Annotated in this window: 14 protein-coding genes and 1 tRNA gene; 8 read left to right on the forward strand and 7 right to left on the reverse strand. The window is 71.9% G+C overall.

Annotation, left to right across the window (positions count from 1 at the left end):
* Positions 1–121 precede the first annotated feature (121 nt).
* From gltB to JCO01S_RS08730, 5 genes are all read left to right on the forward strand, one after another.
* On the forward strand, positions 122–4,687 hold the full coding sequence (gltB, locus tag JCO01S_RS08710; protein WP_084342770.1) for a glutamate synthase large subunit: 4,566 nt from the start codon (positions 122–124) through the stop codon (positions 4,685–4,687).
* Entirely contained in the window at positions 4,680–6,137 is a 1,458-nt protein-coding gene (locus tag JCO01S_RS08715) for a glutamate synthase subunit beta (RefSeq protein WP_068253898.1), read from the forward strand. The genes gltB and JCO01S_RS08715 overlap by 8 nt, the downstream gene beginning before the upstream one ends.
* A gap of 17 nt (positions 6,138–6,154) precedes the next feature.
* Positions 6,155–7,639 carry a pyruvate kinase gene (pyk, locus tag JCO01S_RS08720; RefSeq protein WP_068253901.1) on the forward strand — a complete coding sequence of 495 codons (1,485 nt, stop codon included), beginning with the start codon at positions 6,155–6,157 and terminating at the stop codon, positions 7,637–7,639.
* A gap of 46 nt (positions 7,640–7,685) precedes the next feature.
* Positions 7,686–7,768: transfer RNA gene (locus tag JCO01S_RS08725), tRNA-Leu, on the forward strand.
* Positions 7,769–7,795: 27 nt separating this feature from the next.
* Positions 7,796–8,398 carry an ANTAR domain-containing response regulator gene (locus tag JCO01S_RS08730; protein ID WP_439645694.1) on the forward strand — a complete coding sequence of 201 codons (603 nt, stop codon included), beginning with the start codon at positions 7,796–7,798 and terminating at the stop codon, positions 8,396–8,398.
* A 2-nt stretch (positions 8,399–8,400) separates the two neighbouring features.
* On the opposite strand, the gene JCO01S_RS08735 is transcribed toward JCO01S_RS08730, so the two are convergent.
* From JCO01S_RS08735 to JCO01S_RS08750, 4 genes are all read right to left on the reverse strand, one after another.
* Complete coding sequence (locus JCO01S_RS08735) at positions 8,401–9,153, reverse strand: DUF554 domain-containing protein (protein WP_084342771.1); 753 nt, start codon at positions 9,151–9,153, stop codon at positions 8,401–8,403.
* Between the two features lie 21 nt (positions 9,154–9,174).
* Positions 9,175–10,767, reverse strand: a complete 1,593-nt coding sequence (locus tag JCO01S_RS08740; protein WP_157074531.1) for a hypothetical protein — start codon at positions 10,765–10,767, stop codon at positions 9,175–9,177.
* Positions 10,768–10,833: 66 nt separating this feature from the next.
* Entirely contained in the window at positions 10,834–11,274 is a 441-nt protein-coding gene (locus JCO01S_RS08745) for a PaaI family thioesterase (RefSeq protein ID WP_439645695.1), read from the reverse strand.
* Positions 11,275–11,305: 31 nt separating this feature from the next.
* The gene (locus JCO01S_RS08750; protein WP_068253908.1) at positions 11,306–13,237 is read right to left on the reverse strand and encodes an acyltransferase family protein; all 1,932 of its coding nucleotides are present in this window, start codon (positions 13,235–13,237) and stop codon (positions 11,306–11,308) included.
* Positions 13,238–13,397: 160 nt separating this feature from the next.
* Between JCO01S_RS08750 and polA the strand changes: the two genes are divergently transcribed.
* Positions 13,398–16,064 carry a DNA polymerase I gene (polA, locus tag JCO01S_RS08755; RefSeq protein WP_068253912.1) on the forward strand — a complete coding sequence of 889 codons (2,667 nt, stop codon included), beginning with the start codon at positions 13,398–13,400 and terminating at the stop codon, positions 16,062–16,064.
* On the opposite strand, the gene JCO01S_RS08760 is transcribed toward polA, so the two are convergent.
* Together JCO01S_RS08760 and JCO01S_RS08765 are read right to left on the reverse strand one after the other, a co-directional pair.
* Positions 16,061–17,086 (reverse strand): nucleotidyltransferase family protein, encoded by a 1,026-nt coding sequence (locus JCO01S_RS08760; RefSeq protein ID WP_068253915.1) that lies wholly within the window; start codon positions 17,084–17,086, stop codon positions 16,061–16,063. The two genes, polA and JCO01S_RS08760, sit on opposite strands and share 4 nt — an antisense overlap.
* An 11-nt stretch (positions 17,087–17,097) precedes the next feature.
* Positions 17,098–19,068: an acyltransferase family protein gene (locus JCO01S_RS08765; RefSeq protein WP_169796917.1), complete on the reverse strand. Its 1,971-nt coding sequence runs from the start codon at positions 19,066–19,068 to the stop codon at positions 17,098–17,100.
* 64 nt (positions 19,069–19,132) lie between these two features.
* Between JCO01S_RS08765 and JCO01S_RS08770 the strand changes: the two genes are divergently transcribed.
* Both JCO01S_RS08770 and JCO01S_RS08775 read left to right on the forward strand, forming a co-directional pair.
* Positions 19,133–19,693: a hypothetical protein gene (locus tag JCO01S_RS08770; RefSeq protein ID WP_068253921.1), complete on the forward strand. Its 561-nt coding sequence runs from the start codon at positions 19,133–19,135 to the stop codon at positions 19,691–19,693.
* The gene (locus JCO01S_RS08775; protein WP_068253924.1) at positions 19,693–20,529 is read left to right on the forward strand and encodes a class I SAM-dependent methyltransferase; all 837 of its coding nucleotides are present in this window, start codon (positions 19,693–19,695) and stop codon (positions 20,527–20,529) included. Before JCO01S_RS08770 ends, JCO01S_RS08775 begins: the two co-directional genes overlap by 1 nt.
* A gap of 13 nt (positions 20,530–20,542) precedes the next feature.
* Here JCO01S_RS08775 and JCO01S_RS08780 read toward each other — a convergent pair whose 3' ends face one another.
* A complete protein-coding gene (locus JCO01S_RS08780; RefSeq protein WP_068253928.1) occupies positions 20,543–21,811 on the reverse strand; it encodes a lipopolysaccharide biosynthesis protein in 1,269 nt (422 codons plus the stop codon).
* Between the last annotated feature and the right edge of the window lie 101 nt (positions 21,812–21,912).

Here is a 21,912-nt window from a genome sequence, read left to right on the forward strand (position 1 = left end):
GATTTCTCGTGCTAGGATTTGCCTCCCAAGGTGGCCGGCGCCGTCCACAGACGCCCGAGCCGCACTCCCCGTCCCCACCCGAACGGGGGATCCGACTCCCCCTTCGCCTCCCGTGAGGACGGTGACCGACGTGACACCCGCGACCCCTTCTGCCTTCGAGCGATGGTCCGCGCTGCCCCCCGACACCGGCCTCTGGTCACGCGAGCAGGAGCACGACTCCTGCGGCGTCGCGATGGTCGCCACGATGCGCGGCCGTGCCGGCCACGACATCGTGGAGCAGTCGCTGCTCGCGCTGACCAACCTGCAGCACCGGGGAGCCACGGGTGCCGACCCCGACGTCGGCGACGGTGCCGGGATCCTCACCCAGGTCCCGGACCGCTTCTTCCGCGAGGTGGTCGACTTCGAGCTGCCGGAGCCCGGCCACTACGCCGTCGGTACCGCCTACGTGCCGACCGCCCCCGCCGAGCGCGAAGCGATGATGCTGCGCATCCGGCAGATCGTCACCGAGGAGGGGTTGGAGCTGCTCGGCTGGCGCCACGTCCCGGTGGATCGGGGCATCGTCGGCCGCCTCGCCCGTGACTGCATGCCCGACTTCTGGCAGCTCTTCGTCGCCGCCCCCGGCGGTGAGGTGTCGGGGCTGACCCTGGAGCGTCGCTGCTACGTGGCCCGCCGGCGTGCCGAGAAGGAGAGCGGTGCCTACATCGCCTCCCTCTCCGCGCGGACCATCACCTACAAGGGCATGCTGACGACCTCCCAGCTGGCCCCCTTCTACCCCGACCTCACCGATGCGCGCTTCGAGAGCGAGATCGGGCTGGTGCACTCCCGCTTCTCGACGAACACCTTCCCGAGCTGGCCGCTGGCCCACCCCTTCCGGCTCATCGCCCACAACGGCGAGATCAACACCGTCACGGGCAACCGGAACTGGATGCGTGCCAGGGAGTCCCTGCTCCGCAGCGACCTCGTCCCCGGGGACCTGCAGCGGATCACCCCCGTGTGCACCCCGGGAGCCTCGGACTCGGCCTCCTTCGACGAGGTGCTCGAGCTGCTCCACCTCGGCGGCCGGTCGTTGCCGCACGCGGTGCTGATGATGATCCCGGAGGCGTGGGAGCGGCACGCGACGCTGGAGCGTTCCCGCAAGGACTTCTACGAGTTCCACTCGATGTTCATGGAGCCCTGGGACGGCCCGGCCTGCGTGACCTTCACCGACGGGCGCCTCGTCGGCGCGGTGCTCGACCGCAACGGGCTGCGCCCCGGTCGCTACGTGGTCACCGACGACGGCCTCGTCGTGCTCGCCTCCGAGACGGGGGTGCTGGACATCGACCCGGAGCGCGTGGTGCGCAAGGGGCGCCTGCAGCCCGGCCGGATGTTCCTCGTGGACACCGCCGAGGGGCGGATCGTCGAGGACGAGGAGATCAAGTCCCGGCTGGCCGGCGAGCAGCCCTACGGCGCGTGGCTGGAGCAGGGGCGGATCATGCTCGGCGACCTGCCTCCCCGGGAGCACGTGCTGCACACCCCGGCGTCGGTGGCCCGCCGGCAGCAGACCTTCGGCTACACCCGGGAGGAGCTGGACCTCCTGCTGACCCCCATGGCCTCGTCGGGCGCAGAGGCCCTCGGCTCCATGGGCACCGACTCGCCGATCGCGGTGCTCTCGCAGCGGCCCCGGCTGCTCTTCGACTACTTCACCCAGCTCTTCGCGCAGGTGACCAACCCGCCGTTGGACTCGATCCGGGAGGAGGTCGTCACCGCGCTGGGCACGGCCATCGGGCCGGAGGGCAATGCCCTGGCGGCGGACCCGGAGCACGCCCGACAGGTGGTGCTGCCCTTCCCCGTCATCGACAACGACGAGCTGGCCAAGCTCGTCCACATCGACGCCGACCGGGACGGGCCCGAGCGCTCCACCCACGTCGTGCGCGGCCTCTACGACGTCACCGGCGGCGAGGAGGCGCTGCGCGCGACACTCACCCGGGTCTGCGGGGAGGTCTCGGAGGCGATCGAGCGGGGCGCCCGATTCATCGTCCTCTCCGACCGCGACTCCGGGCGCGACCGGGCGCCGATCCCCTCGCTCCTGCTGACCTCGGCGGTCCACCACCACCTGATCCGGGAGCGCACCCGGACCCAGGTCGGGCTCATCGTCGAGGCCGGCGACGTGCGCGAGGTGCACCACGTCGCGCTGCTCATCGGGTACGGCGCCGCTGCCGTGAATCCCTACCTGGCCATGGAGTCAGTCGAGGACATGGTCCGTCGTGGGGTGATCACCGACGTGGACGAGGAGACCGCGGTCGCGGGCCTCATCACGGCACTCGGCAAGGGTGTCCTCAAGGTCATGTCCAAGATGGGGATCTCCACGGTCGCCTCCTACCGCGGTGCCCAGGTCTTCGAGGCGCTCGGCCTCGGCCAGGACCTCGTCGAGGAGTACTTCACCGGAACCGTGAGCCAGCTCGGCGGAGTCGGGCTGGACGTGATCGCCGCCGAGGTGGCCGCCAGGCACGCGGCGGCGTACCCGCCCGACGGCACCCGGCTGCCGCACCGCACCCTCGAGGCCGGCGGCGAGTACACGTGGCGCCGGGAGGGGGAGCCCCACCTCTTCGACCCGGAGACGGTCTTCCGGCTGCAGCACTCGACCCGAGCCCGTCGCTACGACATCTTCCGGCAGTACACCCGCCGGGTGGACGAGCAGTCCGAGCGGCTGATGACGCTGCGCGGCCTCTTCGCGCTCGCCGAGGGACACGAGCGGGCCTCGGTCGACGTCGACGAGGTCGAGCCGGTCAGCGAGATCGTCCGGCGCTTCTCGACCGGGGCGATGAGCTACGGGTCGATCAGCCGGGAGGCGCACGAGACCCTCGCCGTGGCCATGAACCGGCTCGGGGCCCGGTCCAACACGGGGGAGGGTGGTGAGGACCTGGAGCGCCTGCTGGACCCGCAGCGGCGCAGCTCGATCAAGCAGGTCGCCTCCGGGCGCTTCGGCGTCACCTCCACCTACCTGACCCACAGCGACGACATCCAGATCAAGATGGCGCAGGGGGCCAAGCCGGGCGAAGGGGGACAGCTCCCCGGCACGAAGGTGTATCCATGGGTGGCCGGCACCCGCCACTCCACGCCGGGGGTCGGCCTGATCAGCCCGCCACCCCACCACGACATCTACTCCATCGAGGACCTGGCCCAGCTGATCCACGACCTGAAGAACGCGAACCCGCGGGCCCGGGTCCACGTCAAGCTCGTCAGCGAGATCGGCGTGGGCACCGTCGCCGCCGGAGTGAGCAAGGCGCACGCGGACGTCGTCCTGATCTCGGGTCACGACGGCGGCACCGGCGCCGCCCCCCTGACCTCGCTCAAGCACGCCGGCGGACCCTGGGAGCTCGGCCTCGCCGCGACCCAGCAGACGCTCGTGCTCAACGGGCTGCGGGATCGCATCGTGGTGCAGGCCGACGGCCAGCTGAAGACCGGTCGGGACGTGCTCATCGCCGCGCTGCTGGGCGCCGAGGAGTACGGCTTCGCGACCGCCCCGCTGGTGGTCAGCGGCTGCATCCTCATGCGGGTGTGCCACTTGGACACCTGCCCGGTCGGCGTCGCGACCCAGAACCCCGAGCTGCGGGAACGCTTCTCCGGCCGGCCCGAGTTCGTCGAGACCTTCTTCGAGTTCATCGCCCAGGAGGTGCGCGAGCTGCTCGCCGAGCTCGGCCTGCGCTCGCTCGACGAGGCCATCGGGCGGGTGGACCTGCTCGACACCCGTCGGGCGGTGCGGCACTGGAAGGCCGCCGGCCTCGACCTGTCGCCGATCTTCACCCGGGTCGCCGCCGCCGACGGGTCCGGCAACCGTCACCAGCGCCCGCAGGACCACGGCCTGGAGGAGGCCCTGGACCACCGGCTCATCGAGCTGGCGGCACCCGCCCTGCGTGACGGGAGCCCGGTCAGGGAGGCGGTCGCCGTGCGCAACGTGAACCGGACCGTCGGCACGATGCTCGGGCACGAGGTCTCCCGCCGCCACCCCGACGGACTCCCGGACGGCACCATCGAGCTGTCGCTCACCGGGTCGGCCGGCCAGAGCCTGGGTGCCTTCCTGCCGCGGGGGATCACCCTCGACCTCGTCGGGGACGCCAACGACTACGTCGGCAAGGGGCTCTCCGGTGGCCGGATCGTCGTCCGGCCACCGGACCCGGCCCCCTTCGTCGCCGAGGACAACGTCATCGCGGGCAACGTCATCGGCTACGGGGCGACCTCCGGCGAGCTCTTCCTCCGCGGCGTGGTCGGTGAGCGCTTCTGCGTGCGCAACTCCGGCGCCGCCGCCGTCGTGGAGGGGGTGGGCGACCACGGGTGCGAGTACATGACCGGTGGCACGGTCCTGGTGCTCGGCCCGGTCGGCCGGAACTTCGCGGCCGGCATGTCGGGCGGGCGGGCCTACGTCCTGGACCTGGACGAGTCCCTGGTCAACCCCGGGCTCGTCGACGTCCTCCCGCTGCGCGAGAGCGACCGACCCGTCCTCCTCGGGCTGCTGCGCGACCACCTCGAGCGGACCGGGTCGACGCCCGCGCGCCGAATCCTCGAGGGCGGGGACCTCGGACGGATATCGCTCGTCCTGCCCCGCGACTACCAGCGCGTCCTCGATGTGCGCGCCGAGGCCGAGGCCGAGGGCCTCGACGTCGACGGCGGGCTCGTCTGGGGCCGGATCATGGAGGCTTCCCATGGCTGACTTCCGCGGCTTCCTCACCACCCGCGGGCGCGAGCTGCCCGCCCGCCGCCCCGTCGATGTCCGGATCAAGGACTGGCACGAGGTCTACGAGGAGCAGGCCGAGGCCGAGCTGCGTCGGCAGGCGGGTCGCTGCATGGACTGCGGCATCCCCTTCTGCCACAGCGGCTGCCCCCTCGGCAACCTCATTCCCGAGTGGAACGACCTGGCCTGGCGCGGCCACTGGCACGACGCCATCGAGCGGCTGCACGCCACGAACAACTTCCCGGAGTTCACCGGTCGGCTCTGCCCCGCCCCCTGCGAGACCGCCTGCGTGCTCGGCATCAACCAGCCCGCGGTGACGATCAAGCAGGTGGAGGTGCGCACCATCGAGGAGGCCTTCGGCCGCGGTGACGTACCGCCGCAGATCCCCGACCGGCTCACCGGCAAGACGGTGGCCGTGGTCGGGTCAGGTCCCGCGGGGCTCGCCGCCGCCCAGCAGCTGACCCGGGCCGGGCACACGGTCGCGGTCTACGAGCGGGCCGACCGCCCCGGCGGGCTGCTGCGCTACGGCATCCCGGAGTTCAAGATGGAGAAGCGGATCGTGGACCGACGGATCCAGCAGATGCAGGCCGAGGGCACCCGCTTCCGGTGCGGCGTGGACGTCGGCACGGAGATCACCGGGGGAGAGCTGCGTGACCGCTACGACGCCGTCGTCCTCGCCACCGGGTCCACCGTCCCCCGGGACCTGCCGGTCCCGGGACGTCAGCTGGACGGGGTGGTCCAGGCCATGGACTTCCTGCCGCCGGCGAACCGCGTCGCGCTCGGCGAGGAGGTGGCGGAGCACGTCACCGCCCTGGACAAGGACGTCATCATCATCGGTGGCGGGGACACCGGCGCGGACTGCCTCGGCACGGCCATCCGTCAGGGGGCCCGCTCCGTGACCAGCCTGGAGATCATGCCGCGACCGGGGGCCGAGCGCCCGGAGGGCCAGCCCTGGCCCACGTACCCGACGATCTTCCGGGTGGCCTCGGCCCACGAGGAAGGGGGTGAGCGCCTCTACTCCGTCTCCACCACCGAGATCATCGGGGACGAGGAGGGGCGGGTCAGCGGCCTGCGTGTCCAGGAGGTCACCCTCGGCGCCTCCGGCCCCGAGCCGGTCCCCGGCACCGAGCGCGTGCTGCCCGCCCAGCTGGTCCTGCTGGCCATGGGCTTCCTCGGGCCCGAGTCGGAGGGACTGGTCGACCAGCTCGGGCTGGACCTCGACGAACGATCGGGCCTGGAACGTGACGGGGACTACATGAGCTCCGTGCCCGGGGTCTTCGTCGCCGGGGACGCCGGTCGCGGCCAGTCGCTCATCGTGTGGGCCATCGCCGAGGGCCGCTCGGCCGCGAGCGCCGTCGACGCCTGGCTGCTGGGCGAGGTGCGCCTGCCCCGGGCCATCGACCCGACCGATCGGCCCACCGGCCTCTGAACGTTAGTCTTGGGGCCATGCGCCGCGCGAAGATCGTCTCGACCCTCGGCCCCTCGACTTCCACCCCGGAGGCGATCCGCGAGCTCGTCGACGCCGGCATGGACCTCGCTCGGCTCAACCTCTCCCACGGCGAGCACGCGGTCCACGAGCGCAACTACGAGCAGGTGCGCGCCGCGAGCGACGACTCGGGCCGTGCCGTCGGGGTCCTCGTGGACCTGCAGGGACCCAAGATCCGCGTCGGGCGGTTCGCCGACGGCCCGATCGAGCTCGTCCCCGGGCAGCACTTCACCATCACCACCCGGGACGTGCCGGGGGACCGGGAGATCGTGGGCACGACCCACTCCGGCCTCGCCGGTGACGTGACGGCCGGGGACAGCATCCTCATCGACGACGGCAAGATCACCCTCGCGGTCGAGTCCGTCGACGACACCGACGTGCGCTGCCGGGTGGTCTACGGTGGCCCGCTCTCGGACAACAAGGGGATCAACCTCCCCGGCGCGGCCGTGAGCGCCCCCGCCCTGACGGAGAAGGACGAGGTGGACCTGCGCTGGGCCCTGCGGCTGCGGGCCGACTACATCGCGCTGAGCTTCGTCCGCTCGCCGGAGGACGTCCGCGCCGTCCACGCGGTCATGGACGAGATCGGGGTGCGCCTGCCCGTCATCGCCAAGATCGAGAAGCCCCAGGCGGTCGAGCACCTCGGGGAGGTCATCGACGCCTTCGACGGCATCATGGTCGCCCGGGGTGATCTGGGGGTCGAGATGCCCCTCGAGCGGGTCCCCCTCGTGCAGAAGCGGGCCGTCGAGCTCTGCCGGCAGCAGGCGAAGCCGGTCATCGTGGCCACACAGGTGCTGGACTCGATGCTCGAGAACTCCCGTCCCACCCGCGCGGAGGCCTCCGACGCCGCCAATGCGGTGCTCGACGGCGCCGACGCGCTCATGCTCTCCGGCGAGACCGCGGCCGGCAGGTTCCCCACCGAGGCGGTCCGGACGATGGCCAAGATCATCGAGGCCACCGAGGAGCGCGGGCTCGCCCGGATGCAGGAGCTCGTCGACCCCCCGACGACGCAGGGCGGTGTCGTCACCGCCCACGCGGCCGAGGTCGGGGAGGCCCTCGGCGTGAAGTACCTCATCGCCTTCACCCAGACCGGCGCCTCGGCACGCCACCTCGCCCAGACGAGGCCCCGCCTGCCGATGCTCGCCTTCTCCCCGAAGCAGGACACCCGCTCCCAGCTCGCCCTCGTGTGGGGGATGCAGACCTTCCTCACCGGTGACGTCACGCACACCGACCAGTACGCGATGCAGGTCGACGAGGCGCTCCTCGCCCTGGGCTGGTGCGACGAAGGGGACCGCGTGGTCATCGTCGCCGGCTCGCCGCCCGGAGTGCCCGGCTCGACGAATGCGTTGCGGGTGCACCGGATCGGTGACGCGCGGAACCAGCGGGCGACCGCGTACCGGGAGGGTGGGGAACGGCCCGCCGGCGCGCTGCCCGGTGGCATGGGCTGATTGGCGGTCTGCCCCCGACCGCTGGGTATGCTGGCCGCGCACTCCAGCCGGGGTGGTGGAACGGCAGACACGGAGCACTCAAAATGCTCTGCCCGCAAGGGCGTGCGGGTTCGAGTCCCGCTCCCGGCACCGGGACCAGCCAACGACGAAGGGTGAATGATGACGGCGGACAACGAGGCCCCCGAAGGCCACCGGGTACTGCTCGCCGAGGACGAGGCGCTGATCCGTCTCGACCTCGCCGAGATGCTCGCCGACGCCGGGTACGAGGTCGTGGGGCAGGCCAGCAACGGCGAGGAAGCCGTCTCGATGGCCGAGTCGCTGCGGCCGGACCTGATCATCATGGACGTGAAGATGCCGGTCATGGACGGCCTGACCGCTGCCGAGACCATCGGCGAGCAGCGCATCTGCCCCGTGATCATGCTCACGGCCTTCTCCCAGAAGGAGCTCGTGGAGCGGGCCCGGGACGCCGGCGTCATGGCCTACATCGTCAAGCCCTTCACGGTCTCGGACGTGACCCCCGCGATCGAGGTCGCCCTCTCGCGGTGGGCCGAGGTCAAGGCCCTGGAGTCCGGGGTCGCCGATCTCGCCGAACGGCTCGAGGTCCGCAAGGCCGTCGAGAAGGCAAAGGGCGTCCTGATGAAGAAGCTGAAGATCAGCGAGGCCGAGGCCTTCCGGTGGATCCAGAAGACGGCGATGGACCGGCGCATGGGCATGCGTGAGGTCGCCGACGCGGTGGTCGCCGGTATGGAGAAGGCCTGACCTCAGCCGAGCACGGCGACCAGCTGGGTCAGCAGCGGCGCGACCACCAGCGACGGGAGCATGTCGCCGACCGGGATCTCCCGGATCCGTAGCAGCCGCAGGGCGATCCCCACGAGGATCAGGCCGCCGGTGGCGGTCAGGGCCGCGACGTGGGCGGCGGGCAGGACGGTGCCGAGGGCAGCGCCCACGATCGTGAGGCCACCCTGGACCACGGCCACGCTGAGCGCCGAGAAGAGCACGCCCAAGCCGAAGGTGGACGCGAAGGCGAGCGCGGCGAAGCCGTCGAGCACCGACTTCAGGGCCAGCTTGTCGATGCCGCGGCCCAGTCCGTCGTCCAGCGTGCCGAGGATCGTCAGGGGCCCCACGCAGAAGAGCAGGGTCGCGGTCAGCCAGCCCTCGACGAAGCGCTCCCGGGCGGCGTGGTCGTCCCCGCCGCGCCCCATCCGGGCATGGACCCGGCCCGCGAGCGAACCGAGGTGGTGCTCGATGCCCAGGAGCGAGCCGATGATGCTCCCGACGAGCAGCGAGCCGAGCACGATGAGCGTGGGGGCGCTCGTGCCGACGAGGCCGGACAGCTCGGGGGAGAGGACCTCGAAGGCCGACAGCGCCGCCATGAGCAGCGTCACGAGGCCGAGGCAGTCGGTGACGACCACCCGGGTCCGCTCCGGTAGCCGGTTGCCCACGGCCATGCCCGCGAGGGCACCGGCCACCACGGTGAGCACGTTCAGCGCCGTGCCCGCACCGACGAAGTCCACGTCACTCCCTTCGCTCCGCTCTCACTCGCTCCGGTACACCGTGAAGTGCCGGTCCTCCCCGAAGGGGATCGTGTCCACCTCGTGGACCGGACCCGGCAGGTGCTCGGCTCCCTGCGGGTCGTCGCTGTCGGTGACGTACACCTCGACCGCCTCCGGTGGTGCGGTGTCGGACCAGAGGTGCTCGGTGCCCTCGTCGTAGGGCCAGGCCCAGAAGTAGTGCGGCTGCCACCCCGCACGGTGCAGGTGCCAGGCGACGGCCGGCACCGCCCCGAGGTTGGCGGTGGCCCCGTACCCGGTGATGCGTGCGGCGCGGCCCTCCCCGGGGCCGAGCGAGGCGGCGGCGGTGCGCCCGACGCCGGTCATGGCATCGCTGACGGTCCAGCTCGGGAACAGCGCCAGCGCGGCGGCGAGCACGCCCCCGACCACCAGCGCCCCGCCCACGGGGAGGCGCAGCCGGGCAGTGAGGTCCGGGCTGGTCCCGCCGAGGTGGGAGAGCACGCGCCAGACGAGCGCGGCATAGCTGAAGGCGACCACCGGCAACCAGGTGATCACCCAGTACGGCGGTGCCCACGCCGGCGGCAACTGTGACGCCGTCGCGAGCACCGCGAGGTTGGCCACGAGCGCGATCCGGGCGGGCCACACGCTGACCGGGCGCCCGTCGGCCCGCAGCCAGCCCACACTCGCGAGGAGCAGGAGGGCGAGGACCACGCAGCCGACGACGACGGCCGTGGTGCTCGTCTCGTCGAGGAGGGAGAGGCGGTAGCGCTGGAAGCCCCCGGGGACGGGCGCGAGTAGGCTCAGGTGCTGCAACGCCGCCGCCGGACCGATCGGGTCCTGGGCCTGCGAGCCGGATCCGGAGGCCAGCCAGCGCACGAGCTGGATCAGGTTGTTCGGACGGTGGACCAACAGCTCGACGATGCTGGGCAGCCAGACGAGGAGGCCGAGGAGCAGGGCCAGCCGGTGGTCCCGCCGGACCCGGCGCGCGGCCCGGGGGGAGGTGAGGCGCCCGGGACCCAGCACCGCGACGACCGCGACCACCGCCAGGGCCGCGGCCAGGGGCAGGAAGGCCAGGTTGGCCTGGGCGAGCAGGGAGAGCGCCACCACGAGCGCGGGCAGCGCGCGCCGGTCACCGGCGGTGAGCGCCCACAGGAGCACCAGGGCCAGGTAGAGCGGCAGCAGCGGGGCGAAGGGGTTCAAGGGCCGGAACATCACGGCGGGACCGATCGCCCACTGCGTGAGCAGCAGCCCACCGCTGAGGACCAGGACCGCCGGCCAGCCACCGAGCCGGCGTGCCCACACCACCGTCAGGACGGAGGAGACGGCGACGAAGAGGACACCACCGAGGGCGATGCCGACCGCGGAACCACCGGCGAGGGCCAACGGCACGGCAAGGAGGTAGAACTGCACCGGCCCCAGGTGGTGGGTCGAGAGGGTGGGGTCGACGCCGGCACCGGCGGTGCTGCGCATCCCGGTCAGGGGGAAGCGCCCGTCCAGCACGTCGGCGGCCCGAAGGGCGATGGTCGCGTCGTCACCGTGCGGGGCCCATCCGTGGGCGAGGGCCTGGCCGAGCGCCGCTGCGGGCGCGATGAGCACGGCCAGGACCGCGAGCACCATGAGGAGGTCGTGTCCGCGCAGCAGCGCGCGGAGACCGGACCCCGCACGGGACCGGGGTCGGCGCACTCAGGCGCCCGGGGGCAGGTCCCGGATCATGCAGGTGATCCGCGAGGTGCAGATGCGGTGACCGTCGTCGTCGACGATGGTGACCTCGTAGCTGGCGATGCTGCCGCCGAGGCTCAGGGCGACCGCCGTACCGGTGATGTTGCCGTGCCGCGCCGCCCGGTGGTGGGTCGCGTTGATGTCCAGGCCGATCGCGATCTTGCCCAGCGTCGCCGCGTGCAGTGCCGCGCCGGTGGACCCCAGGGCCTCCGCCATGACGACGCTGGCTCCGCCGTGCAGGATCCCGTACGGCTGGGTGTTGCCCTCCACCGGCATCCGGGCGCTGCACCGCTCGGGCGTGGCCTCGATGAGCTCGAGGCCCACTCGCTCGTTGAGCGCGCCGCGGTGGGCGTTGAGCTCCTCCAGGGTCGGTGTCGAGGTGGGCGGGGACGTCAGGTCCTTCACGTGGGTCCTCCTGTTGTGGTGGGAAGGGGCATCATCGGCCGCCCTCCCGCTTGACGGTCTCGTTGATCTGCGGCATGAGCCAGGACCAGAACTCGTGGGCGCCCTCGGCGCTGTAGTGGACGCCATCATCGCGCATCCACACCCCGTCGATCCGCTTCTCGTAGCTGCCGTTGGGGCAGAGGTAGGAGTAGGTGTCGGGGACGTGCACCCGGTCGTGCTTCTTCGCGAAGTCCTCCAGCACCCGGTTGACGGCCTTGCTGCGGCTGGTGTCGTTGCGGTCGGGGGCCAGGTCCTCGCCGTCGACGACGAAGGACTCCTGGTGGTAGCAGGGCACGTCGGGGATGAAGACCGGGACGTCCTCGGGCAGGGCCGCGAGGCCCTCCTCCAGTCGGCTCTCGAGGTGCTCGGTGTAGCCGGGGGAACCGGGGGAGACGATCTTGCCGTCGACGACGTGGTCGAAGACCTCCCAGCCCCCGAGGCTCCACACGACGGCCTTGGGCCGGGTCTCCTCGGCGGCGGTGGTCCACTCCTGGAACATCCCTTCGCACTTCTCGGTGCCGGGCTCCTGCTGGTGGCCGTCGACGGCCAGGTGCTGGATCGCGGTGCCGCAGCCGAAGCGCACCTGGGCGGTGGGCGCAACGTCCGGGAAGTCCTCCTTCGGGAAGTTGTACCCGAGGGAGAAGCCCACGGAGTCCCCGACGATGAGCAGCGGGAAGTCCCCGGATCCCGCGTCGGCGGAGACGCGCTGGGCATCACCGGTGGCGACATTGGGCGTGCCCTTGATGCCCTGGAAGGAGGTCAGCACGCAGGCGACGCCGAGCGCCATGGCCGTGACACCCACCAGACCGGTCCGGGAGGGCGTGAGCAGCGTGGAGAGCCGGCCCCTGCGTACGGGGTTCTCGATGAAGTAGTACGAGCCGGCCGCGAGCGGGAAGGAGATCGCCATCCGCAGCGCGAAGAGGGCCATACCGTCCAGCCCCGTGACGGACTCGTCGAGCAGGACGATGACCGGCCAGTGGACCAGGTACAGGGAGTAGGAGAGCTTGCCTACCCACACGAGCGGTCCCACCGACATCACGCGGGCCAGCAGGCCGCCCGGCGCGATCTCGACGACGCCGAGGACGAGGACGACGAAGCCGGTGTTGAAGAGCAGGTACCCCCACGGGTAGACCCAGTGGAAGAGCTGGAGGAGGAGCAGCGCGGCGATCAGGCCCACGGCGCCGATGACGCCGACGACGTCGAGCAGCCGCCGCCGCGAGGCGAGCCGGGCGAGGTCGCGGGTGCGTGCCGCCCACACCGCCAGCGCCAGCGCGCAGCCGGAGAAGATGTCCTGCATCCGGGTGTCGGTGCCGTAGTAGATGCGCGAGGTGTCCGCGCCCGGCTCCGGCCGGAGCAGGAACATCAGGGTCGCGGACGCCCCGATGAGCACGACCAGCCCCCACGTGACGTGCCACTTGCGGCGCAGCCACGTCAGCAGCACGAGGAGGAGCGTCGGGAAGATGAGGTAGTACTGCTCCTCGATCGCCAGGGTCCACATGTGGCGGAAGGGCGAGGCGGAGCCGAACTCGGCGAAGTAGGACTGCCCGGTGAGGATGAAGCGCCAGTTCGCCACGTAGAACAGGCTCGAGATGGCATCGCCCTTGCTCGTCTCGGGCATCGACGTGCCGAGGAGGAAGCGGGTGGCGACCGCGGTGAGGGCCACGGTGGTGACCAGCGCGGGCAGCAGGCGCCTGGCGCGCCGGACGTAGAACTTGACCAGGTCGATGGTGCCCCAACGGTCGTACTCGGCGAGCAGCAGACCGGTGATGAGGTAGCCCGACACGATGAAGAAGACGTTGACCGCCCAGTAGCCGCCGGCCACCCACGTCGCCCCGGCGTGGAAGAGGACGATGGCGATGACGGAGATCCCGCGCAGGCCGTCCAGCGGAGGGCGGTAGCCGCGCGGTACGGGGCTCTCGGACACGCACGGCTCCTTCCTTCGGTCGCTCAGGCCGAGCGGGCCCGATGACGGGCCGCGCACATGCTACGCGGCGGTAGTCGGGAACGCCTGGGTGACGTGACGGGTTCGTCACCGGCGGTCACCTCCGCCGCGGATGTCAGGGGGAGCGCATAGGGTGACGCGGGTGAGTCGACTTCTTCTGCTGGACGGACACTCTCTGGCCTACCGGGCTTTCTTCGCCCTCCCCGCCGAGAACTTCTCGACGAGCACGGGCCAGCACACCAACGGCGTGTACGGCTTCGTCGCGATGCTCATCAACGTGCTGCGCGACGAGGACCCCACGCACGTCGCGGTGGCCTTCGACGTCTCGCGGGCCACCTTCCGCAGCGAGGAGTACTCCGAGTACAAGGCCGGGCGCAGCGCCACCCCGGACGCCTTCTCCGGGCAGGTGCCGCTGCTCAAGGAGGTCCTCGACGCCCTCAACATCACCCACGTCTCCATGGACGGCTACGAGGCCGACGACGTCATCGCCACCCTCACCACGCAGGCCCGCGCGAAGGACATGGACGTCCTCATCTGCTCCGGCGACCGGGACACCCTCCAGCTCGTCGACGACCACTCGACGGTGCTCTACCCGCGCAAGGGGGTCTCGGACCTGGTCCGGATGACCCCCGAGGCGGTCACCGAGAAGTACGGGGTCGGTCCCGAGCGCTACCCGGACCTCGCGGCCCTCGTGGGGGAGAGCAGCGACAACCTGCCGGGCGTGCCCGGTGTCGGGCCGAAGACCGCCGCGAAGTGGATCAACGCCCACGGTGACCTGCAGGGCATCGTCGCCGGGGTCGACCAGATCACGGGGAAGGCCGGGCAGTCGCTGCGGGACCACCTGGACCAGGTGCTGCGCAACCGCCGGCTCAACTCCCTCGTGCGCGATGCCCCCGTCCCGGTCGAGGTCGCGGACCTCGAGCGACGCACCTGGGACCGCGAGCGGGTGCACACCCTCTTCGACAGCCTGGAGTTCCGGGTGCTGCGCGACCGCCTCTTCCAGACCTTCGAGACCGACGAGGCCGAGGTCGCCGGCGGCGTGGAGATCAGCGGACGCGTCCTCGGCGAGGACGAGCTCGCGGGCTGGCTCACCGAGCACGGCGACCAGCGGATCGGCCTCGAGGTGTCGGGGGAGTGGGGCCGGGGGACCGGCGAGGCGGTCGGGCTGGGCCTCGCGACGTCCGGGGGCGAGGCCGCCCACGTCGTCATCGCGGACCTGACCCCGGGCGACGAGAACTCCCTTCGCGCGTGGTTGGCCGACCCCGACCGGCCGAAGGTCATGCACGACGCGAAGGGGCCGATGCTCGCGCTCGCCGCCACCGGCCTCCCGCTGGCGGGCCTCGCGGTCGACACCGCGATCGCGGCCTACCTCGTGCGCCCGGACCAGCGCTCCTACGACCTCGAGGACCTGTCGGTGCGCCACCTCGGGCGTGACCTGGGCAGCGGCGGGGAGGAGCCGGACCAGGGGATGCTCGACTTCTCCGCCGACGACGCCGAGGCCGGCCGAACCTCCATGGTCCGGGCGACGGCCGCCGTCGAGCTCGCCGAGGTGCTCGTGGAGCTCGTCGAGGAGACCGGCGGCACCCGGCTCATGCGGGAGGTGGAGCTGCCGGTCGTCGACATGCTGGCGCGGATGGAGCGTGCCGGCATCGCCGTCGACATGGACGCCCTCACCAGGCTGGAGTCCGACTTCGCCGGCAAGGTCGAGGAGGCCCAGGCCGACGCGTGGGCGGCCATCGGCGACGAGCAGATCAACCTCGGCTCGCCGAAGCAGCTGCAGGTCGTGCTCTTCGAGACCCTCGGCCTGCCGAAGACCCGCCGGACCAAGACCGGCTACACGACCGACGCGGACGCGCTGGCCGACCTCTACGCCAAGACCGAGCACCCCTTCCTCGAGGCGCTGCTGCGTCACCGGGACGCGACCCGGTTGCGGGTGACCGTGGAGGGACTGCTGAAGTCGGTGGCCGACGACGGCCGCATCCACACCACCTACCAGCAGACGATCGCCGCCACCGGGCGCCTCTCCTCGACGGACCCGAACCTGCAGAACATCCCGATCCGCACCGAGGAGGGCCGCCGGATCCGGCAGGTCTTCGTCGTCGGCGACCGGTACGAGTCGCTGATGTCGGCCGACTACAGCCAGATCGAGATGCGGGTCATGGCCCACCTCTCGGGGGACGAGGGCCTCATCCACGCCTTCCGCACCGGGGAGGACCTGCACCGCTTCGTCGGGGCCCGGGTCTTCGGCGTGGAGCCGGCCGATGTGACCCTCGAGATGCGCAGCAAGGTCAAGGCGATGTCCTACGGCCTGGCCTACGGGCTGAGCGCCTTCGGCCTGTCGAAGCAGCTCGGGATCTCCACGGGCGAGGCCACCGGGCTGATGGAGGAGTACTTCGAGCGCTTCGGCGGGGTGCGCGACTACCTCGAGGAGGTCGTCGACCGGGCCCGGGCCACCGGCTACACCGAGACGATGCTCGGCCGACGCCGGTACCTGCCCGATCTCGGCAGCGACAACCGGCAGCGCCGGCAGATGGCCGAGCGGATGGCGCTCAACGCCCCGATCCAGGGCTCGGCGGCCGACATCATGAAGGCCGCCATGCTGCGTGTCCAGGGCGCGCTGGTCTCCGCCGGCCTGGACTCACGGGTGCTGCTCCAGGTGCACGACGAGCTGGTCATCGAGATCGCGAAGGGGGAGGCCGCCGCCGTGGAGGAGCTGGTCCGCTCCGAGATGGGCGCCGCGGGCGAGATGGACGTCCCGCTGGACGTCTCGGTCGGCCTCGGCGCCAGCTGGCACGAAGCGGCGCACTAGGCCCCGGTCGGCTCCGCCGGCCGCAGTACCTGGTCCAGGCGTTCTCCCGGCGCGACCCGCTGCCCGGAGCCGACGGCGCAGCCCAGCAGCCGTGCCCGGGCCCCGACGACGACGCGACGGCCCACGACGCTCTCCCGCACCACGGAGCCGGCGCCGACGTCGGCGCCGGGGAGCACCAGCGAACCGGTGACCTCGGCCCCGGGGCCGACCACCGCGCCGGGGTGGATCACCGCGCCGCCCGTCACGCGCGCGGTGGGCGCCACGTCCGCGCCGGGAAGGCACAGGCTCTCCCGGTGGGGGTCTCCCTTCGCGTCGGTGCCGGGGAGGCGGCCGCGGACGTGGTCGCGGTTGGCCCGGAGCAGCGCGGCGGGGGAGCCGACGTCGAGGAAGTAGGCCTCCTGCGGATGTCCCACGAGCGCCGAGGCGTCGACGAGGAGCGGGAAGACGTCCCGCTCCAGGGAGACGCGCCCCCGGGCGGGGATCTGCTCCAGCAGCTGCTGCCGGACGACGTAGGTGCCGGCATTGATCGTCGCAGCGGGTGGCGCCGCGGACTTCTCGGCGAACTCGGTGATCCGGTGCCCGGGCCCGAGCAGGACGCTGCCGTACCGCTGCGGCTCGGGCACGCGACGCACGTGCAGGCACGCGAGCACCTCGCTCGGGGCGAGCTCGAGTCGGGCCACCTGTGCCCCCAGGTCGTGACCGGTGAGCAGGTCCCCGTTGAGGACGATGACCGTCTCGGCCCCGGGCAGCGCCCGCAACGCCTCCCGCAGACCCCCGCCGGTGCCGAGGGGTTCCTCCTCGCGGGTTGTGACGACGTCCACCCCGGCGGCCCGCGAGCGCGCCACGACGTCGGCGAAGTCCTCGTGCCGGTACCCGGTCGAGACCACGATCCGCTCGGCGCCCGCCGCGGCGAGGCGCTCGACCTGGTGCTCGAGCAGGGTGCGCCCGCCCACGGGCAGCAGGGGCTTCGGGCAGTCGAGCGTCAGCGGGTGCATCCGCTGGCCGCGACCCCCGGCGAGCACGACGGCGGCGGTCAGGACCGGCCCCCGTCCGACGGGGTGTCCTGGGAGGCCTCGCGCGCCCCGGCGGCGTGCTGCAGCCTGGGGGCCAGCCAGCGCCAGAAGATGTCGCCGGACTCGTCGCTGAAGTGGAGGGCGTCCTGGTACAGCGGCACGCCGTTGATGCTGTCCTTGAAGCGCCCCTCGGGGCAGAGCAGGGAGTACTGGTCGATGACCTCGACGTCGTGGTCGTCGGCCCACGCCGCCACGGTCTCGTTGACCTCCTCGACGTAGCTCCGGTCGTTGATCCGCTCGAGGTCCTCCTTGCCGAAGGTCGGCATGGCGTGGCACGAGAGGTTGACCACCGCCATCGCCCGGTCACCGCTCATGCGGCGCACGTCATCGAGGCTGTCCCTGATGTACCGCGTCCACTCCGGCGTCCCGAAGCGGACCACCTCGCCCCCGACCATGCGGTCGGTGACGGTGTTCTGCCCGACGAAGTACACGACGAGGTCGGGGTCGGTGCCGCGGATGCGCTTCGGCCAGCTCTCCCGCCACCGGGTGCAGCCGTCCTGCTCCGGCTTCTCCTCGCCGTCCACGTACCCCGGGGCAGCGAGCGTCGTGCACCCGGGATTCGTGATGTCGGTGAGGCGCAGGTCGGGGTAGGACTCCTCGTCGAAGTAGTCGATGAGTCCCTCGGGGACGGAGTTGCCGATGAAGGCGGCCTGGGTGATCCGGGTCCCTGACTCGTAGCTGCCCTCGGCGACGTGCACCCCGGGGCCCGAGGGGAGCGCGGTGCTCACCGACGTGCCGGCGACACCGAGGGCGAGCGCCCCCGCGAGCACCACCGGGACCCCGGCGACGGCCACGGTGGGGCCGACCCGGGGGAGCCGGGGGACGAGGGCGCGCAGACCGTGCCTGCGCACCGGCCGCTCCAGCCAGCGGTAGGAGACGGCGGCGAGCAGACCGGTGAGCACGGCCTGCAGCGCGACGAGCGCCGGCGTCGGGAGGTCGAGGAGCTCGTCGTTGAGGAAGACCACGATCGGCCAGTGCCACAGGTAGAGGCCGTAGGAGACGACCCCGATGCGGCGCAGCGGCTCCCAGGAGAGCAGCTCCCGGACCGGTGACCGAGACGGGCTCGTCGCCGCGACGATCACGACGAGGACGGCACCCGAGAGCGGCAGCAGCCATCCCTCGAGGAGGGCGTTGCGCGCGTCGCCGGCCCACCAGTACGCCGAGAGGAGCACCAGCAGCGCCACCGGGGACAGCCATCGGCACCATCGGTCGATCCCGCGGACCACGCGGAGCGGAAGACTCCCCGGACCGGGGCTGAGCAGCACGGCCACCGCGGCCCCGGCGAGCAGCTGGTGGGCCCGGGTGTCGGTGCCGTAGTAGACGCGGGTCGGCTCCAGCCCGGGGTGGTGCAGCACCATCATCAGCGCGGCCGAGCCGAGTGTCAGGACGCCGAGCACCCCGGCGAGTGCCGCCCGCCGCCGGATGACGGCGAGCAGCCCGATGAGGAGCAGCGGGAAGAGGATGTAGAACTGCTCCTCCACCCCGAGGGACCAGGTGTGCAGGACGGGCGAGGGGGCGGCGATGTCGCCGAAGTACGCCTCGTCGCCGAGCACGAAGCGCCAGTTGGCCACGTAGAAGATAGTGGCGACGACGTCGGTGCCGACGCTGGAGACCCGCCCCGGGTCCGTGAGGAAGGGGGCGAGGAGCAGCACGAGCAGGAGGACGGCGAAGAGCGCCGGGAGCAGCCGTCGGCAGCGGGCCAGCCAGAAGCCGAGCAGGTCGATGTGCCCGTGCCGCATCCGGTACTCGGCGAGGAGCAACGAGGTGATGAGGAAGCCCGAGATGATGAAGAAGGTGTCCACCCCGTACCAGCCGCCGGGCAGGGCATCGGGGAGCATGTGGAAGGCCATCACCGACAGCACCGCCAGGGCGCGCAGCCCGTCGACGGCCGGCCGGTAGGTCAGGAGAGGACCGGGCGACCTGCGTGGCACGGTGATCTCCAATACATTCCGGGGCTGGACCTGACGGGCGGTTACTCGTCCGTACACTGCTGCCATGAGCGAGACCACGCGCGAGGCGCGCACCATCAGCACGATACGGACCGGGACAAAGGTAGCCGTCATCGTGGGGCTCTGCCTCATCGGTGTCGCCGTCTACTACTACTTCACACCCGTCTACCTCCTGAAGCCCGAGGGCGGCGTCTTCGAGTGCGGTTCGCCCTCGTCCCCGAACACCGAGGCGAAGAACATCTGCGGCGCGCCCGAGCAGCTGCACTATGCCAGGGCGCTGCTGGCGCTCGGGCTGGGCGTGCTCGTCGTGGTCCTCGGGTTCGCGCTCTTCGGCACCGACAGCGTGCGCAACCGTGCCTTCCTCGATGACGAGGACGAGGAGCTGGATCGGGACGAGGAGCGCGACCGGGACCGGGGCGAGCGCCGCGACCGCGACCGTGACCGCGACGAGGACGAGCGCGATCGGGACGAGCTCCTCGACCCCGCCGAGAGCCGCAGCGCGCGGCACCGCCGGTCGGCGCGCTCGGACGAGGACACGGAGCGCCGGCGGCGGCCCGCCAGGGACCGCCGCAGCGACGACGACTGGGCCTCGGACGGGTGGCGTTGATGCAGCTCGAGGCCTTCCTCGAGGAGGTCGAGCGCGCCTTCGGCGGCGACCCGCAGGAGCGGGACCCGCTCGACCCCCACTTCGCCGAGCTGGCCGGCGCCGTCGCCGGTTACACCTCGGCCAACGAGCTGGCGGTGCTCAACGCCGCCGCGCGCGTCATGCCCTCGGACGAGTGCTACCTCGAGGTCGGCAGCTACAAGGGCCGCTCGATGTGCGGAGCTGTCCAGGGCGTGTCCGACAAGACCTTCTACGTCCTCGAGAACTACCTCGAGTTCGGGATGCAGGGCCGGCGGGCCCGGGAGGAGCTGGAGCACAACCTGCGGGCCCATGCCTCCCACGCGGACGTGCGCCTGCTGGAGGGCAACTGCTTCGAGCTGCTGCGCCGCCCCGGGGTCATCGACCGGCCGGTGGGTGTCTACTTCTACGACGGCGAGCACACCGGCCTCTCGCACTACCTCGCGCTCGGGATCATCGAGCCGTGGCTCGCGGACGAGGCGATCGTCCTCGTCGACGACGCGACCTACCCGATGGTCAGCGACGCGCACGAGGAGTACATCGCGCGGCACCCCCAGTGGCAGGTCGTCCGGCGCTGGGACGCGCGGGAGAACAACGACCCCCGCTGGGCCAACGGCCTGCACGCCCTCGCCTTCCGGCGGGACGCCGCGAACCCGCGGGGCGCCGCGGAGCCCTGGGACGTGCAGTGGCGGCGGTTGGCCTACCGCGCGGCGCTCGGGCCGGGGCAGAAGGCCGCCTGGACGGCCATCGAGCGCTTCCCCGGTCTCATCCCGCTCGCGAAGCGGCTCTACCCGTCCAAGAAGGCCAGCTCGATCGACTGAGCACTTCTTGAGCTCACTCCCGGGTGAGGTCCAGCGCCTCGAGGTTCTCCGCCGACTCCGGGGCGGGGGAGCGGGCCCCCTTCGGCACCTGGAGCAACCCCACGAGGGCGACGGCGGTCGCGGTCGCGCCCACCGCCGCCAGCACCTCGTACGGCGACTCGTTCAGCCAGAGCAGGACGAGTGCCGACTGCACGGCCGCACCGACCCAGACTGCCACGGTCATCACGTGCCGCCCCTGGCTCATCCCCGCGAAGAGCCAGACCTGGGTGACCGCCCACATCGTCCCGATGAGCGCGGTGAAGACGAGCAGGGGCTCGGCGTCGACGAATGCCGAACCACCGGAGAGCGCGACGAGGGGGCCGGGCAGCGCCCAGCACACGAACGCGACGAGGCCACCGATCGCCAGGACACCCAGTCCCGAGCGGTGGAGGGTCGTGCGGACCGTGGAGCGGGTGCCGGCACTGGCGATGGTGGGCACGATCGTCAGGGCCACGAACTGGGTCCCCCAGAAGACGACCTTCCCGAAGAGAGCGGCGAGCGCGTAGGCCCCGCTGGAGTGGTCGTCCAGGACGGTCCGCGCCAGGACGACGTCGACGCTGGAGATGGCCATCAGCCCGGCGAGCGCCACGTTGTTGCGCACCAGCTCGTCGAGCAGCTCCTGCCAGCGGGGCGCCTCGCGTCCCCGGTCCAGCTCCGCCCGGGTGAGGAGCAGCGCGAGCACGGCCGTGACCAGCGAGGCGACCATGATCGCGGTGAAGACCTCGGTGACCCCGAAGCTCCACAGCAGGGCACACCCGGCAGCCCCGAGGCGGGTGGCCGCCGTCGCGATGTAGACCATGGACAGCCGGCCGAAGGACTCCCGGCCCAGGAGGACCCCCTGGAGCGCGCCCGTCACGGTCATGGGCGGCAGCATCAGCGCCAGCCACACCACTGCCCACGCGCTCTCCAGCCGCAACACGTCGCGCAGCACCGGGGCGATCGCGATGCTCAGGGCGGCCAGGATCATCCCGACCGCCAGTGCCGGGCCCAGCCCCGTCACGTGGTGACCCGCGTCGCGGGTGGCCACGGTCTGGCGCCGCGCCACGACGACCTGGAAGGCCCCCGCCGGCATCGCGAGCAGGATCCCGTAGGTGTTCAGCGCCGAGAAGCCACCGAAGTCCTCCGGGCCGAGCGTCGAGGAGACCAGGGCCACGAAGACATAGCTCATGACGTTCGCCAGTCCCATGGCGACGCCGAGTCCGAGCCCGGCGAACGGGATCGCCCGGCGAAGGGGTGTCGACATGGAATCCTCTGGGCGGTACGGCTGGGCTGTCCGGCTGATGTTACGCCCCGGTAGCGGTCTCGGGTTCCTCGGTTACGATGTTTCGTCGGCGTGCTGCAGGT

The sequence above is a fragment of the Janibacter corallicola NBRC 107790 genome (assembly GCF_001570965.1).
GTDB classification, from domain to species: Bacteria; Actinomycetota; Actinomycetes; order Actinomycetales; family Dermatophilaceae; genus Janibacter; species Janibacter corallicola.

Excerpts from the sequence above, each read along its gene's own strand:
- JCO01S_RS08775 (WP_068253924.1), top strand. The coding sequence starts at position 19,693 with ATGCAGCTCGAGGCCTTCCTCGAGGAGGTCGAGCGCGCCTTCGGCGGC.
- JCO01S_RS08740 (WP_157074531.1), bottom strand. The coding sequence starts at position 10,767 with ATGGTGCTCGCGGTCCTGGCCGTGCTCATCGCGCCCGCAGCGGCGCTC.
- JCO01S_RS08730 (WP_439645694.1), top strand. The coding sequence starts at position 7,796 with ATGATGACGGCGGACAACGAGGCCCCCGAAGGCCACCGGGTACTGCTC.
- JCO01S_RS08715 (WP_068253898.1), top strand. The coding sequence starts at position 4,680 with ATGGCTGACTTCCGCGGCTTCCTCACCACCCGCGGGCGCGAGCTGCCC.
- pyk (WP_068253901.1), top strand. The coding sequence starts at position 6,155 with ATGCGCCGCGCGAAGATCGTCTCGACCCTCGGCCCCTCGACTTCCACC.
- JCO01S_RS08780 (WP_068253928.1), bottom strand. The coding sequence starts at position 21,811 with ATGTCGACACCCCTTCGCCGGGCGATCCCGTTCGCCGGGCTCGGACTC.
- JCO01S_RS08770 (WP_068253921.1), top strand. The coding sequence starts at position 19,133 with ATGAGCGAGACCACGCGCGAGGCGCGCACCATCAGCACGATACGGACC.